Source organism: Sphingobacterium sp. UBA1498 (assembly GCF_002325125.1).
GTDB lineage: Bacteria > Bacteroidota > Bacteroidia > Sphingobacteriales > Sphingobacteriaceae > Sphingobacterium.
Genome location: NZ_DCRG01000003.1, coordinates 153,483 through 167,482 on the forward strand (window position 1 = coordinate 153,483; position 14,000 = coordinate 167,482).

The 14,000-nt window shown below is 39.0% G+C and carries 17 protein-coding genes; 12 read left to right on the forward strand and 5 right to left on the reverse strand.

Going from position 1 to position 14,000, the window contains the following annotated elements:
• Positions 1-25: 25 nt before the first annotated feature.
• The 8 genes from B3139_RS02190 (at position 26) to B3139_RS02225 (ending at position 5,549) form a co-directional block, all read left to right on the forward strand.
• Complete coding sequence (locus tag B3139_RS02190) at positions 26-1,069, forward strand: COX15/CtaA family protein (protein WP_209578653.1); 1,044 nt, start codon at positions 26-28, stop codon at positions 1,067-1,069.
• A gap of 72 nt (positions 1,070-1,141) precedes the next feature.
• Complete coding sequence (cyoE, locus tag B3139_RS02195) at positions 1,142-2,047, forward strand: heme o synthase (RefSeq protein WP_209578652.1); 906 nt, start codon at positions 1,142-1,144, stop codon at positions 2,045-2,047.
• Positions 2,047-2,628 carry a cytochrome c oxidase subunit 3 gene (locus tag B3139_RS02200; RefSeq protein ID WP_209578651.1) on the forward strand — a complete coding sequence of 194 codons (582 nt, stop codon included), beginning with the start codon at positions 2,047-2,049 and terminating at the stop codon, positions 2,626-2,628. The genes cyoE and B3139_RS02200 overlap by 1 nt, the downstream gene beginning before the upstream one ends.
• Positions 2,629-2,637: 9 nt before the next feature.
• Positions 2,638-3,372 (forward strand): cytochrome c oxidase subunit 3, encoded by a 735-nt coding sequence (locus B3139_RS02205; protein ID WP_121125511.1) that lies wholly within the window; start codon positions 2,638-2,640, stop codon positions 3,370-3,372.
• Between the two features lie 27 nt (positions 3,373-3,399).
• On the forward strand, positions 3,400-3,777 hold the full coding sequence (locus tag B3139_RS02210) for a cytochrome C oxidase subunit IV family protein (protein ID WP_209578650.1): 378 nt from the start codon (positions 3,400-3,402) through the stop codon (positions 3,775-3,777).
• A gap of 9 nt (positions 3,778-3,786) precedes the next feature.
• Positions 3,787-4,515, forward strand: a complete 729-nt coding sequence (locus tag B3139_RS02215) for an SCO family protein (protein WP_293879561.1) — start codon at positions 3,787-3,789, stop codon at positions 4,513-4,515.
• Positions 4,516-4,522: 7 nt separating this feature from the next.
• A complete protein-coding gene (locus B3139_RS02220; protein WP_209578648.1) occupies positions 4,523-5,068 on the forward strand; it encodes a DUF420 domain-containing protein in 546 nt (181 codons plus the stop codon).
• A 25-nt stretch (positions 5,069-5,093) separates the two neighbouring features.
• Positions 5,094-5,549 carry an ABC transporter ATPase gene (locus B3139_RS02225; protein ID WP_293879562.1) on the forward strand — a complete coding sequence of 152 codons (456 nt, stop codon included), beginning with the start codon at positions 5,094-5,096 and terminating at the stop codon, positions 5,547-5,549.
• A 114-nt stretch (positions 5,550-5,663) separates the two neighbouring features.
• Here the strand turns inward: B3139_RS02225 and mtgA are convergent, their stop codons facing one another.
• The gene (mtgA, locus tag B3139_RS02230) at positions 5,664-6,428 is read right to left on the reverse strand and encodes a monofunctional biosynthetic peptidoglycan transglycosylase (RefSeq protein ID WP_209578646.1); all 765 of its coding nucleotides are present in this window, start codon (positions 6,426-6,428) and stop codon (positions 5,664-5,666) included.
• A 137-nt stretch (positions 6,429-6,565) separates the two neighbouring features.
• Between mtgA and mutS the strand changes: the two genes are divergently transcribed.
• Positions 6,566-9,172, forward strand: coding sequence for a DNA mismatch repair protein MutS (gene mutS / locus B3139_RS02235; RefSeq protein ID WP_293879563.1), 2,607 nt, complete (start codon positions 6,566-6,568; stop codon positions 9,170-9,172).
• 101 nt (positions 9,173-9,273) lie between these two features.
• Here the strand turns inward: mutS and B3139_RS02240 are convergent, their stop codons facing one another.
• Positions 9,274-10,431 (reverse strand): hypothetical protein, encoded by a 1,158-nt coding sequence (locus tag B3139_RS02240; protein ID WP_293879564.1) that lies wholly within the window; start codon positions 10,429-10,431, stop codon positions 9,274-9,276.
• A gap of 97 nt (positions 10,432-10,528) precedes the next feature.
• On the opposite strand from B3139_RS02240, the gene B3139_RS02245 reads away from it, so the two are divergent.
• Both B3139_RS02245 and B3139_RS02250 read left to right on the forward strand, forming a co-directional pair.
• Entirely contained in the window at positions 10,529-11,236 is a 708-nt protein-coding gene (locus B3139_RS02245; protein ID WP_293879565.1) for a tRNA1(Val) (adenine(37)-N6)-methyltransferase, read from the forward strand.
• Positions 11,237-11,239: 3 nt separating this feature from the next.
• The gene (locus tag B3139_RS02250) at positions 11,240-11,734 is read left to right on the forward strand and encodes a metallophosphoesterase family protein (RefSeq protein WP_293879566.1); all 495 of its coding nucleotides are present in this window, start codon (positions 11,240-11,242) and stop codon (positions 11,732-11,734) included.
• A 14-nt stretch (positions 11,735-11,748) separates the two neighbouring features.
• Here B3139_RS02250 and B3139_RS02255 read toward each other — a convergent pair whose 3' ends face one another.
• Together B3139_RS02255 and B3139_RS02260 are read right to left on the reverse strand one after the other, a co-directional pair.
• Positions 11,749-12,060, reverse strand: coding sequence for a cupin (locus tag B3139_RS02255; RefSeq protein WP_293879567.1), 312 nt, complete (start codon positions 12,058-12,060; stop codon positions 11,749-11,751).
• An 83-nt stretch (positions 12,061-12,143) separates the two neighbouring features.
• Positions 12,144-12,479, reverse strand: a complete 336-nt coding sequence (locus B3139_RS02260) for a MerR family transcriptional regulator (protein WP_209578639.1) — start codon at positions 12,477-12,479, stop codon at positions 12,144-12,146.
• A 189-nt stretch (positions 12,480-12,668) separates the two neighbouring features.
• Here B3139_RS02260 and B3139_RS02265 point away from each other — a divergent pair, with 189 nt between their 5' ends.
• A complete protein-coding gene (locus tag B3139_RS02265) occupies positions 12,669-13,004 on the forward strand; it encodes a hypothetical protein (protein ID WP_293879568.1) in 336 nt (111 codons plus the stop codon).
• An 89-nt stretch (positions 13,005-13,093) separates the two neighbouring features.
• On the opposite strand, the gene accD is transcribed toward B3139_RS02265, so the two are convergent.
• On the reverse strand, positions 13,094-13,936 hold the full coding sequence (gene accD / locus B3139_RS02270; RefSeq protein WP_209578637.1) for an acetyl-CoA carboxylase, carboxyltransferase subunit beta: 843 nt from the start codon (positions 13,934-13,936) through the stop codon (positions 13,094-13,096).
• Positions 13,937-14,000 lie beyond the last annotated feature (64 nt).

Genomic DNA, 14,000 nt, shown 5'->3' on the forward strand with positions numbered 1-14,000 from the left:
TTTTTTAAGAGGTAGGGGTAGTATTATGTTTCCAGCAGCTGAGAAGCGATTTATAAAGACCAATTTTATAACAATCATTGTGTTGTTTTTGGTCATTGTTGCTGGAGGAGTGGTTCGGAGTACAGGGTCAGGTATGGGATGCCCAGATTGGCCAAAATGTTTTAACCGTATTATTCCTCCCACAGATATTTCTCAATTACCTCAAGGATATGAACAGCATTATATTGAAGGAAGAGCAAAGAAGAACGAACGTTTCGCGAAGATTGTAGAATTTTTCGGGGATAAGGAAATGGCTTACAAACTCCGTACCGATAAGAGTATTTTGCAGCATGAAGAGTTTAATGTCGCAAAGACCTGGACGGAATATATTAATCGGTTGGTTGGTGTTGTTTCTGGATTCTGTTTGTTATTAACAGCGATTTATTCTTTCACCTATTTAAAATTACGAAGTTCGATCGTTGTATGGTCAGTGATCAATCTTTTTGTTGTAGTCCTTCAGGCGTGGTTAGGATCGATTGTAGTATCGACTAATCTGATGCCATGGATTATTACAGTGCATATGCTTTTGGCGATTGTAATTGTTTGTATTAGTATTTATACTTATTTCAAAGCGGTTACTTTACGAAACAAAAGCCTACTGGTCAATCGTTCTTTGGGTATATTAAAAGGGCTTGCTATAGCTTCTATTTTACTGATGCTAACACAAGTGGTTGTCGGAACGGGTGTCCGGGAAGAGGTTGATTTGTTAACCGGTTCTACAATAGCCCGAACTGATTTTATAACGACTATCGGCCAACAGTTTGAATTACATCGCTGGTTGGCATATTGTTCTTTGATTTTAGTAATCGTATTATTCTTTTTGGTCCGCACAAGTTTTAATTCGGGGTCTAAGCAGTATAAATTTGCTTTGATTGCACTAATTCTAGTGGGTATCCAAATGCTATCAGGAATTATTTTAGCTCGATTTGCAATACCTGCCTTTGCACAGACAACACATTTGGTAGTGGCTACGCTTTTATTTGGAGCGCAGTTTTACTTGTTGTTATTGTTAAATAAGCAACGGCACTAATACCGCACTCGAGATGTTTATGTTTAAAAGGACGTGTTTAATTACACTGATAGTAGGAGGTCTCTTTTAGTTATGAAAGAATTTATTTCAGATTTCAAAAAGCTTGTTAAGTTGCGACTTACGTTGACGGTGGTATTTTCTGCCTCAATTGCTTTTTTGATCGGATCAAAACAACAGGGTGATATCGTCTGGATCAACTGGTTATTGTTGACTTTAGGTGGTTTTCTGGTAACAGGGTCTGCCAATGGTTTTAACGAGATCATTGAAAAAGATTTGGATAAACTGATGAAGCGTACGGAAGACAGACCCTTGCCTTCTGGCCGAATGACAACTGGACAGGCTTTGGTATTGAGTGTCTTTATGGGCATATTAGGAACCTTGGTACTTGTTCGATTGAATTTCGTAGCGGGTTTGCTATCGGTATTCTGTATTCTGCTCTATGCGTTTATCTATACACCTTTAAAAAGAAAATCGCCAATAGCAGTGTTTGTCGGTGCGTTTCCGGGTGCATTTCCTCCGTTAATAGGGTATTATGCAGCCTTTTCGCAAGATGATTTAGCCTACTATAGTGGACATAACGAAGAGGCCATTATTATTATACCTTTTGTATTGTTTGCTATTCAGTTTTTATGGCAGTTTCCGCATTTTTGGGCAATTGCCTGGGTGGTGGATGACGACTATAAACTGGCGGGCTTTCGCTTATTACCGACGACAAAACGTGATAAGATATCGGCCTTTATGGTGTTTTTAACAGGGTTGTTTATGATACCTGCAGGTTTTATACCTTATTATTTTGGCTTTGGTGGGATTTGGTTTACGGTTGTTTCCGTGATTGGTGGATTGATGTTTGGTTATTATGGTTATTTGCTGTTTAAGAATTGTGATATTCCCTCAGCAAAGAAAGTGATGTTTACCTCATTTATCTATCTGCCTGTTACGCAACTCGTATTATTGCTTAACTTTATTCCATTGAAATAATGTTAGATATACAAACACAAACTGACGAGAAGTTAGTACAGAGAAAAGCCCAGAAGTTCAACCTATGGTTGGGCATGTTGGGTATGTTTATGATGTTTGCCGCGTTATCCAGTGGTTTCATAGTATATACGGCGAGTGGTGTTGACAAAGGAATTAAGACCTTATTGCCCAACGCACTTTTGTATAGTACACTGGTGATTGTGGTTAGCAGTCTGACCATGTTTTTAGCGCATAGATCGGCTAAAAATGGTGAGCCTTCCAAACAACGGTTGTTTTTGATAGCAACTTTTATTTTGGGAGTCGTATTTTTTGCCTTGCAAGTTCATGCATGGAATGTATTGATCGATAGGGGTGTTTATTTTGTGAATAACAATGCATCACAATCGTTTGTATATGTTTTTATATGGATGCACTTGGCGCATATTATTGCGGGTTTGATCGTTTTGATTGGCGCGATTATAGGAATTAACAAACTTCCTAAAGACGGCAATCTTTTCCGCATGGATCTTGCCAGTATTTTTTGGCATTTTCTCGATCTTTTATGGATTTATATATATGTTTTCTTACTTTTGAATCAATAATAGTAAACAATGAGTACAACAGTATCGCAATTGGATAAGGTAAAAACTGGTCCATGGAATGGTGGAAAATCACCTTGGAACTTAGAGTATGGAAAAATCATGATGTGGTTTTTCTTGGTAGGGGATGCCTTCACATTTTCTGCATTTTTGGTTTATTATGGCGCGCAACGCTTTTCTCATCCAACCTGGCCTGATCCAGATAAGATCTTCCAATCTATCCCTGGAATTGCGGAGCATGGTCAGCCATTGGTATTCGTCGGTTTGATGACATTTATTTTGATTATGTCTTCGGTAACGATGGTATTGGCTGTAGAGGCAGGCCACCGTAACCAAAAGAATGAAGTAGTCAAATGGATGTTGTGGACTATTTTGGGCGGTATCTGTTTCGTTGGTTGTCAGGCTATTGAGTGGACCCACTTACACCACATGGGTTTCTGGTTTGGTAAAAATCCAGCAACTGGATTGGAAGGTGATGCTATCAAAACAGCATTATTACCTTATTTCACACACGACATTTCCTATACTTCCGCGTTACAATTTGCTAACTTGTTCTTTACAATTACTGGTTTTCACGGATTTCACGTTACAGTAGGTATTATTTTAAATATCATCGTTTTATGTATGACATTAAATAATACATTTGAAAACCGTGGTTCTTACCTAATGATCGAAAAAGTAGGTTTATATTGGCACTTTGTGGATTTAGTATGGGTATTTGTTTTTACATTCTTCTACTTAATCTAATTACGCAATAAATAATTTTAGATAGCTATGTCACAATATCAAGATAATATCGCTCATGGAGAGCATGCTCACGAAGGTGGGATGGATAAAAAAGCCATTTGGAGAGTATTTGGCGTGCTTTTAGCGCTTACTTGTCTAGAGTTCTTAATTGCATTGGGCTTTGTGCACCATTGGCAAATTTTAGCGAAGGGTGCATTGGTAAATACCATTTATATTGTACTTACTTTGGTTAAAGCTTATTATATCGTTGCATTCTTTATGCACTTGAAATTCGAAAAATCGAGCTTTATCGTTACCGTTGGAATTGTCTTTATTTTTATTATTTATTTTATTGTTTTGATGCTTGTCGAAGGGGGGCATTTAGCTTCTGTTTTTCAAGAACATCAATTATTTCCCAATAAATAGATAAAGTGAATGGATAATAATACTGGACAAAAGAAAGGTATTAAAACTATATTGATCCTGGCCGTAATTCTTTTACTGCCAGGATTTTTATATTTTATACTGAATAAAAGCGGTTCGAACAGCTATGCTTCTTTGCCAATTTTTGGAAAGAAGGAAGTGCCTGGCACTACCCATCGAAAATGGGGGCGGGACATCGTTGACACAATTTATCATACCGTACCCTCGGTTGATTTTGTTAATTACGATGGTAAAGAGGTGCATCTATTGGATAATGATACGACGCTTTCTGTAGTGCATCTGATGTATTCTAGGGATGCTTCGTTATCTCGAACGATGATTAAGCGACTTGATCAAATTGCTAATCGATTTATTCAGAATAAGAAGGTTAAGTTGTATTCGATTACCGTTGATACTACTTATGATACACCGGATGTATTGGCAAAATATGCAAAAGTTTACAAGCCCTGGACCAAATCTTGGTTTTTTGTGACGAATCCTTCGGTGGATATCTTTAAATTTGCGAAAGAAAGTCTTTTACAGGATGCGCTTGTCAACCCTGATGGTAGCAAGCCATTTATTATCGGATCAAATTATCTGTTGCTCGATACCAAAGGTAGGATAAGAGGAATATACGATATCAATGTGAAAACTGACGTTGATCGTCTTGAGGATGAAATTAAATTATTATTGGTCGAGGAAATCCGGAACCATCCAGCTACTATAGAACAAAAAAGGTAATTATATCATGAGAGAGAGTCTCAACACAGAGAAAAAGTATAGTAAGTGGATTTGGCTACTATCTATTGTGATTCCAATAGTAGTCGCTATCCTTTTTACAGTGAATTTGCAGAAATTGGGTTATAATGTGAAGCCGCTTACATTTTTACCTCCGATCTACGCTACGATAAATGGCATTACTGCTGTATTGCTTTTTTGGGCTGTAGCTGCAATAAAAAGGGGTAATAAGTCCTTGCATGAACGTCTGATCAAATGTTGTATCGCTTGCTCTTTGGCATTTTTGGCGATGTATGTTGCCTATCACATGACTTCGATTGAAACAAAGTATGGTGGTGAGGGCATTTGGAGACCGATCTATTTTTTCATCCTGATCACACATATCCTGCTTTCTATTATCATTATTCCTTTTGTACTATTTACATTTGTACGCGGTATATCGGGATCTTACGAACGACATAAGAAATTAGCTCGAATTACTTATCCGATGTGGTTATATGTTGCTGTTACAGGAGTAATTGTTTATTGGATGATTTCTCCTTATTATATTGGTTAATTTAAGCAAGGAAGGGAGTTTATTTATGAAACGTATTTGGATTTATCAGGCTGATCGCATATTGTCTCAAGAGGAAAGCGCGCAGATTTCGGCCGAATTGATGACTTTTGCCGAACAGTGGAAAGTGCATGGAAAGCCACTTTCGGCTTCTGCGGAATTGCGTGATGGGCTTTTTATTATCCTTAAAGTGGACGAAGAAATCGCCGCTGCCTCTGGTTGCTCGATTGACAGCTCGGTACGCTTTTTAAAAGGCATTGAATCTAAATATAATATTCAATTATTTGACCGTATGCAGTTCGCATACAAGTCCGAGGATGGGATCGCCGTAGTTAGCCGTGATGGATTTGAAAAGTTATTGGCTGATGGTATCATCAATGACGATACTTTAGTATTTGATAATACGATTACACAGGAGCATCAAATGGAAAATGCTTGGGCCATACCTTTCCACAGCAGTTGGCATAAGCGACTTTTCAAATAATTCTATTATAATGACAACTAAAGGCCATAGTACTGAACTATGGCCTTTAGTTGTTTAATAAACTGCCTCGTTTTTGCCACTTTCAGGGCCTTCGCCAGAGGCATGATTCTCCGCTTACTCAGGAATGGTATAATGGTGCATGTATTTTGCAATTGCATTTGCGCGTCTATTGACATACGTGGAAGGGTTGCGTGCATCCCATTCTCTGGGATTTGGCAATATAGCTATGATTAGGGCAGCTTGCTTTTTGGAAAGATTGCTCCCTGTCTTGCTGAAGTAATATGCTGCCGCAGCGTCAGCACCATAAACCCCTTGTCCCATTTCAATCACATTAAGATAAACTTCAAGAATTCTTTTCTTACTCCAAAAGGTCTCAATAAGTACGGTAAAGTAGGTTTCAAATCCTTTTCTCAACCAGGATCTTCCAGGCCATAGAAATACATTTTTCGCTACCTGCTGGCTAATGGTACTTCCTCCGCGCAGTTTTTTGCCTTGTGCATTTTTTTTGATGGCATTTTGAATTCCCTTTAAGTCAAAACCCCAGTGGGTCATAAAATGGGCATCTTCTCCTGCAATAGCGGCTAACTTGAGGTTATCGGACAGCTCATCGTAATCCAGCCAATTTTTTTCCAATTTGAAGCCTTTTCCTTGTTCTTTCAGTTCAAATCCGCGTTGAATCATCAGCCAAGTAATTGGGGGATTGATAAAACGTAAGCTAATGACCCAAAATAGTGTAACACCGATAAAATAGAGAATTACTCGTGTGACAATACGGAGGATGGGCGACTTTATTGACTTCAACGGGTTGAATGAATTCTTTTTGAAGGTGTTTTTTTGTGTGCTGGACGTATTTTGTTTACCAGTTCTTTTGATGGCCATGACTAATTTTTTTCGCTTACAAACTTAGCTTATATTCTTGTTTAATGGAAATGATTTTATTGAGAAGTTGAGTGTATCGTTTGCCAAAGCGATGTTATTATCCTATTTTTACGCTTCATAAAAATTGATTTTAAAAGTTGGCAAAAGAAAAGAAAGTAACCCCATTGATGCAACAGTACAATGCGATCAAGATTAAGTATCCTGGAGCGTTGTTGTTGTTCCGTGTTGGCGATTTTTACGAGACATTTGGTGAGGATGCAATTAAGGCTGCTCAGATTTTGGGTATTGTTTTGACGAAGCGTGGAAATGGCTCGGAATCGGAAACGGCATTGGCTGGTTTTCCGCATCATTCGCTGGAAACTTATCTTCCGAAGCTGGTACGTGCTGGTCAAAGGGTGGCGATTTGTGATCAACTGGAGGATCCAAAGACTACGAAAACAATTGTTAAGCGTGGTGTGACAGAGCTGGTTACTCCTGGTGTTTCTTACAATGACAATATTGTTCAACAGAAGTCCAATAATTATTTGGCATCAATTTTTATCGAAAAAGAGCGGATTGGGATTTCTTTTCTCGATATTTCAACAGGTGAATTCTTAGTTGCTCAGGGAAGCGTTGCGTATATCGATAAATTGCTTCAAGGGTTTAAACCGACGGAAATTATTCTATCCAAAAAACAGAGCAAGGAATTTATCGAGCATTTTGGGGCACAGTATTACACGTATTTTCTTGATGAATGGCCTTATACGGGCGACTATGCTACTGAAACATTATTGAAACATTTTGAGGTTTCATCAATGAAAGGATTTGGAGTTGACCGTATGTCTGCGGGTATTGTTGCTGCTGGTGTGGCTTTACATTACCTCAATGAAACCGAACACCGTAACTTACAGCATATCTCTACGCTTTCCCGGATTGAAGAAGACCGTTACATGTGGCTGGACCGTTTTACGATTCGCAATCTGGAACTAATTGGCTCGATGAATGAAAATGCAGTCACGTTATCGGATGTATTGGATCATACATCTAGTCCAATGGGGGCGCGCTTGCTTAAGCGCTGGATTGTAATGCCTTTGAAAGATAAAAAGAGTATTCAGGAGCGATTGAATGTTGTGGATTTCTTTTTCGCTAACCGAGATTTAAGAGATGAATTGATTGGCCAGATCAAGCAAGTGGGCGATCTTGAACGCTTAATCTCGAAGATCGGGCTTCAGAAAGCGAATCCCAGGGAAATCGTGCAATTGAAGCGTGCGTTATTTGCTATCGAGAAGTTGAAGGAACTTACAGATCGCAAAGATGCAAATGCACTGCGTACGATTTCGGAACAATTGGATGCCTGTACGGCTATTCGTGAGCGAATTGAGCTACAGGTTCAGGCAGAACCACCTGTTGCCATCAATAAAGGGAGTGTAATTGCGGATGGGGTTGATGCGGAACTGGATCGCTTGCGTAAAATTGCCTTTGGAGGGAAGGATTATTTGCTGGAAATCCAAAAAAGGGAAGCAGAAATTACGGGTATTCCTTCGTTAAAAATTGCGTTTAACAATGTGTTCGGCTACTACCTGGAGGTTACTAATACACATAAGGACAAAGTTCCAACGACTTGGATACGTAAGCAGACCTTGGTAAATGCCGAGCGTTATATTACCGAGGAACTTAAAGAATATGAAGAACAGATTCTTGGAGCCGAAGAAAAGATTCAGGCTTTAGAGAGTAGATTGTATGCTGAGCTGTTGATTTCGATCGCCGAATACATTAAACCTATTCAGCTGGATGCACAGTTGATTGCTAAGCTGGATGTACTCCTCAACTTTGCTGTTGTGGCGGAGAAGAATTATTATGTGAAACCAGAAGTCAGTGAGAGCAAGATTTTAGATATAAAAGGTGGAAGACACCCTGTCATCGAAAGAAACCTACCGGTGGGCGAGGATTATATCACTAATGATACCTTTTTAGATCCGAAGACACAACAGATTATTATCATTACCGGGCCTAATATGGCGGGTAAATCGGCACTGCTCCGTCAGACTGGATTGATTGTATTAATGGCACAAATAGGCTGTTTTGTTCCTGCAAAAGAGGCTAAAATTGGCTTAGTTGACAAAATATTTACTCGTGTTGGGGCATCGGATAATCTTTCTTCTGGAGAATCTACCTTCATGGTTGAGATGAATGAAACTGCGAGCATTATGAACAATCTGTCAGACCGTAGTCTTATTCTCCTGGACGAAATTGGCCGTGGTACAAGTACATATGACGGGATTTCTATTGCTTGGGCCATTGCGGAATTTTTGCATAATCACCCGGCTGCCAAAGCAAAAACACTATTTGCGACCCATTACCATGAATTGAATGAACTGACAACTTCTTTGGATCGTATTAAGAACTATAACGTCACTGTAAAGGAGGTCAATAATAAAGTTATTTTCTTGCGGAAACTTGTTCCGGGAGGTTCGGAACATAGTTTTGGTATACATGTAGCCAAGCTGGCAGGGATGCCCCAAAAACTACTCAATCGCGCTAATCAGATTTTAAAAAGGTTGGAGCAGGAGCGTACTGGTGGAGAGCAGATTAAGGATAGTATGCGTAAGATCCAGAAACAGGCGTATCAGCTACAGATGTTTTCGATTGATGATCCTGTCCTAAACAAGATTAGGGATATGTTGAATAATTTGGATGTTAACTCGTTGACTCCGGTCGAAGCATTGATGAAACTGGATGAAATTCAGCGGTTGCTAAAGCATTAATCTTTAAATAGGGCTTATTTTTCGATTGGAATAGCGCAATAGCGCGCTATTTTGGGTGTACAGGCATAAACTGACCTATTCATTTTGGATTACCGATATTTTTAAAATCTAAAGAATAGTGCTAAGCTTCCATAGTTCGCCTGGATGGGGCTCAGTACTTTGCTGCTTGCGTCATACGGTGCGTAATGATAGCCTAGTTCGAAGCCGATGTACTTTTGGTTTTTCATGCGGAATAGTGAGGAAAGACCAAGTCCGAGGTGAATATTGTTGATGGTAACCATATTCTCTGTATATCCACCGTCATAATAATAACCATCTGGATCATAATAACCTGAAGAATACGTATTCTCTGTGATGCCGGTATCTGTGATGTCAATACCTAGTATGGCTTTTGGAATTAGGATGAATTTGTCATTGTCAAAAACTTTATAGCCCACCGCACCCCCTATAAAAGCGGTCGCTGATGAATTGACTGATACTTCTGATCCATCATAATTATAGTCGATATTGCGATCGTTTGCGTTGATGCGTACCTTTAAACCTCCTTCGAAGATCAATTTCCTTTCCAGCGAGCTCATCAACATAAATCCGAGCGTGAGGTTTGTACCGAACACTTTGTTGCCTCCTCCCAGCGGGCTCATCACGCCTATGGAAGGGACATAGCCTAGTTTGGCTTTATGCCGGTTTCTATAGACTTTAGGGGTTGGAAATTTTTGTTCATCACTTTGTGTATTGGCTTGTTTGTCTGCAATTTCTTCAGGTGCTTGTGTATCCGCAAAGAGATGAAGGATTTTTATTTCCTGACTGCTTAACGTGTAATTATCAGATGCAAGTAGTGCCTTCGCTCTTAATTTGATAAGGTTATCTAATGGATGACGCAATGGATAGAAATGGAATTTTGCTTTATTTTGCTCATACTGCGTTGTAAAATCTTCTTGATCTGCAGCATCTAGTCTTTGGAGCAGGCTCTTATCAAATTGATTGTTCCAGTATAGGTCGACCGCTGTCGTGCTATTTTTCTTTTCAATAATGAGTATTAGGATGCGCAGTCTTTGTATATATTCGTTGATGCCGCAGCTTGCTTGTATAGTATTCAGTAGGGGGTCAATTTTTTCGAACTCATTGTTGTTTAAGGCTTTTGTCAACAAAGGAAGGGTCTCAACCGTATATCGTTCACAATTTTCCTGTGCATGCAAGCGTGTAGTGGGAAGGATGCCACTAATGATCAATATGAAAAAAGCAAGCTGGCGGATATTCATGGTTTATCTAGATTTATTGCAGACTAAATTAGTAAATAAATCGCAGGATATATTCGTTTGTTTGTGCCAACGGCGTTAAAAGTTTTATCTTTGGTCTATGGCGTCGATATTTCGGTTTAAAGAATTTGAGGTTGATCAGTCTGATTGTGCAATGAAGATTAACACAGACGGCGTATTATTGGCTTCACTGTTGGAAGTGGGGACTGTAGGACGAATTCTCGATATCGGTACAGGAACCGGAGTCATTGCATTGATGTTGGCTCAACGGTTTGTGGACAGTTGGGTAGAGGCTGTCGAGATGGACCCTTTAGCTGCTGCGATGGCAGATAAGAACTTTCGTCATTCCGTTTTCTGTGATCGGCTTATGCTTCATGCCTGTGCCTTTCAGTGTATGGAAATGGCAGAGCCTTATGATTTGATTGTTTCAAATCCTCCATTTTATACGGATTCACTCCATAATCCTGACAATCGAAAGAAGCTCGCGCGGCATGCTGACCTGGATTTTTTTGCTGAATTATTGGATTTCGCTTCTTTACGCTTATCGAATCAGGGAAAATTAATTCTGATCGTTCCTACAGCTTTGGCTGATATACTGATGAAGATTTCAACAGAGCGAGCTCTTTATTGTTGTGCTGAAGTTCAGATAAGTTCCTTTGAAGGTGGATCGGTCATCCGTAAGATCATTACATTTGAACGGAAGCCTGTCGAATCGGTTGCTGTACGTGAGTTTGTTATATACGCAGAGAAAGGTATTTATTCAGCAGCTTATCGCAGCGTATTGGCACCTTATTTTTTAGCTTTTTAGGTTATGACAAAAATTGGATTACTTTCGGATACACATTCTTTTCTAGACGAAGCGGTATTTACTCATTTTGCAGCCTGCGACGAGATCTGGCATGTCGGAGATTTTGGTGAAGGTGTTATTGCAGACCGGTTGGCGTCGTTTAAACCATTACGTGGCGTTTATGGAAATATTGATGGTCAGGATATTCGTTTGCAATTTCCCGAAGATTTGAGATTTAGATGCGAGGAAGTAGACGTTTTTATGACGCATATTGGTGGCTATCCAGGGAAATATGCTGCGCGTGTTAAGGGGGAATTAATGAAAAATCCTCCGAAATTATTTATCACAGGACACTCACACATTTTAAAAGTGATGTTTGATCCCAAAATACAATGCCTTCACCTCAATCCTGGGGCAGCAGGAAAGCACGGCTGGCATAAAGTGCGGACATTGATGCGATTTGACATCAATGCGGATAAAATTGAAAATCTTGAGGTTATTGAGCTGAATGGGCGTTAGATCAGAGCAGCTTTTTATGCCTCTTTTTTTAGAATGGATAGCCTAACAATACTTTGAGTGATGGCAAAGAGATCATGGGGTGTATTGGGTTCTAATGCAACTAACATGCCTTTCGTCAGACTGATTTTACTTCCGTTAACACCAAAGTCTATATTACCTTCGACAATTTCAACAACTATTGATGCCGCAGTTTTATGCTCTTTCATGTATTGTCCTTTGGCAAAAGCGAGACGATATTCTTTGCTACCATTTGTTTCCAGCAGAAGATCCATTTTGGGCTGTTTATCTTGGTATGTAACGTTTTGAAAAATAGATGCTGTTTGCATAGTCTTTGTTCTATTAGATGGTGTTGCTCAAAATGCTTTTGGGACCTCTGTTCAACGAAAGGATTTCTGCAGTAAATAGGGTGTTATAAGGAATCACGAACTTCAACAAGAAAGCTCTTTAGACGCTCTAGTGAATCGATAACGCGTTGATTTTCTTTTGCTTCTGATTTGTTGTCTCGCAGATAATCGCGTGCTCCCTGAAGCGTGTAGCCTTTGTTTTTAACCAGATTGAAAATGATTTTTAAATTGGCAATATCTTCCTGCGTAAACAGGCGATTACCTTTTTTATTCTTTTTAGGTTGTAAAATATCAAACTCACGCTCATAAAAACGTATTTGGGAGGCGTTTACTTCGAACATCTCTGTAACTTCTCCCATTGTATAATACAATTTATTTATTTCACGCTCTTTGTACGGCATATCTTCACAATTAATCTATAGCAAACTTAATAAAAATTCCTATTCAAAAAGAAATTTTTGCGATCATCTTGTGTAGTGAGCGACTGAAGGAGAACAGCGTAATCTAATCTATATGTAATCGCTAATTATTGTGGGTAAGCGTAAATTTTTATAAGTTTGATTCCTGTGAAAAGGGTTAAAGTATTATGTATGGTTATAGTTAGCAAATTTTGGACAAATTTATTTTCTTTTGGAAGAGCGAATGCAATTACTATTTATCCCTTTATTTTTCTAAAAAGTACCTCTTTCAAATGCAACGAGAACCTGATCCGTCATGAACGTATACATTTGCGCCAAGCGCTTGAATTGGGTATTCTCTTCTTCTATGTATGGTATCTTATTGAGTTTGTCTTTCGCTTTATTCAATTGAAAGATTTTGATCGCGCGTATCTACGTATATCTTTTGAGCGAGAAGCGTATGATAAGGAAGGTGAACCGGACTATTTGAGCAGGAGAAGGCTATGGTCATTTTGGCGATATCTTTGAATAGGACTATTTGATGGTGTTTAAAAAGAGAAAAGCGGTACCAAAACTAGTTTTGGTACCGCTTTCTCTTTTATCTTTTGGAAGATTAATTATCCGACTAATTTTAGATAAGTAGCTACCTTGTTTTTCAACTGTCTGCGGTCGACAATGAAATCTAAAAATCCATGTTCAAGAACAAATTCTGAAGTCTGGAACCCTTTTGGTAGATCCTTTTTTATTGTTTCTTTAATGACACGTGGGCCAGCAAACCCGATTAACGCACCTGGCTCTGCAATATTTACATCACCCAACATGGCATAAGATGCTGTAACTCCCCCTGTTGTTGGATCGGTCAGCAAACAGATATACGGAAGGCCTGCTTTGGCCAATAGGGCTAATTTAGCCGAAGTTTTAGCCATTTGCATCAATGAAAATGCAGCTTCCATCATGCGCGCACCACCTGATTTTGAGATTAGCATAAATGGAATTTTATGCGCAATACAGTAATCTATCGAGCGTGCTATTTTCTCACCGACCACTGACCCCATTGATCCGCCGATAAAACTAAAGTCCATACAGGCGATAACAATATCTTGGCCATTCATTTTTCCATGTCCAGAACGTAAAGCATCTTTAAGGCCTGTTTTGGCTTGGCTTTCTTTTAAACGATCGGGGTATGGCTTTGAATCGAAGAATTCTAATGGGTCACCCGAACTGAGATTGGGAAATAGTTCGGTAAATTCGTTATTGTCAAATAAAATTGAAAAATATTCTTTGGAGCCAATTCTTAAATGGTGGCCACAATATTGACAAACATAGTCATTTTCTACTTGTTCAAGATGCAATAATGGCTTTTTGCAAGTGGGACATTTGTTCCACATGCCATCAGGTGCTTCTTTTTTATTAGCGGTAGCTGTGCTAATACCAGCTTTTTCTCTTTTAAACCAACTCATACGATAGTTCTTATTCGATTACAAACTTATATAAATTTGAGTTTATATACAATTATAATTATGT

Excerpts from the sequence above, each read along its gene's own strand:
- B3139_RS02190 (WP_209578653.1), top strand. The coding sequence starts at position 26 with ATGTTTCCAGCAGCTGAGAAGCGATTTATAAAGACCAATTTTATAACA.
- B3139_RS02265 (WP_293879568.1), top strand. The coding sequence starts at position 12,669 with ATGGTTATAGTTAGCAAATTTTGGACAAATTTATTTTCTTTTGGAAGA.
- B3139_RS02220 (WP_209578648.1), top strand. The coding sequence starts at position 4,523 with ATGAGAGAGAGTCTCAACACAGAGAAAAAGTATAGTAAGTGGATTTGG.
- B3139_RS02255 (WP_293879567.1), bottom strand. The coding sequence starts at position 12,060 with ATGCAAACAGCATCTATTTTTCAAAACGTTACATACCAAGATAAACAG.
- B3139_RS02240 (WP_293879564.1), bottom strand. The coding sequence starts at position 10,431 with ATGAATATCCGCCAGCTTGCTTTTTTCATATTGATCATTAGTGGCATC.
- B3139_RS02200 (WP_209578651.1), top strand. The coding sequence starts at position 2,047 with ATGTTAGATATACAAACACAAACTGACGAGAAGTTAGTACAGAGAAAA.
- B3139_RS02225 (WP_293879562.1), top strand. The coding sequence starts at position 5,094 with ATGAAACGTATTTGGATTTATCAGGCTGATCGCATATTGTCTCAAGAG.
- B3139_RS02260 (WP_209578639.1), bottom strand. The coding sequence starts at position 12,479 with ATGCCGTACAAAGAGCGTGAAATAAATAAATTGTATTATACAATGGGA.
- B3139_RS02250 (WP_293879566.1), top strand. The coding sequence starts at position 11,240 with ATGACAAAAATTGGATTACTTTCGGATACACATTCTTTTCTAGACGAA.
- cyoE (WP_209578652.1), top strand. The coding sequence starts at position 1,142 with ATGAAAGAATTTATTTCAGATTTCAAAAAGCTTGTTAAGTTGCGACTT.
- B3139_RS02215 (WP_293879561.1), top strand. The coding sequence starts at position 3,787 with ATGGATAATAATACTGGACAAAAGAAAGGTATTAAAACTATATTGATC.
- B3139_RS02205 (WP_121125511.1), top strand. The coding sequence starts at position 2,638 with ATGAGTACAACAGTATCGCAATTGGATAAGGTAAAAACTGGTCCATGG.
- mtgA (WP_209578646.1), bottom strand. The coding sequence starts at position 6,428 with ATGGCCATCAAAAGAACTGGTAAACAAAATACGTCCAGCACACAAAAA.
- B3139_RS02210 (WP_209578650.1), top strand. The coding sequence starts at position 3,400 with ATGTCACAATATCAAGATAATATCGCTCATGGAGAGCATGCTCACGAA.
- accD (WP_209578637.1), bottom strand. The coding sequence starts at position 13,936 with ATGAGTTGGTTTAAAAGAGAAAAAGCTGGTATTAGCACAGCTACCGCT.
- B3139_RS02245 (WP_293879565.1), top strand. The coding sequence starts at position 10,529 with ATGGCGTCGATATTTCGGTTTAAAGAATTTGAGGTTGATCAGTCTGAT.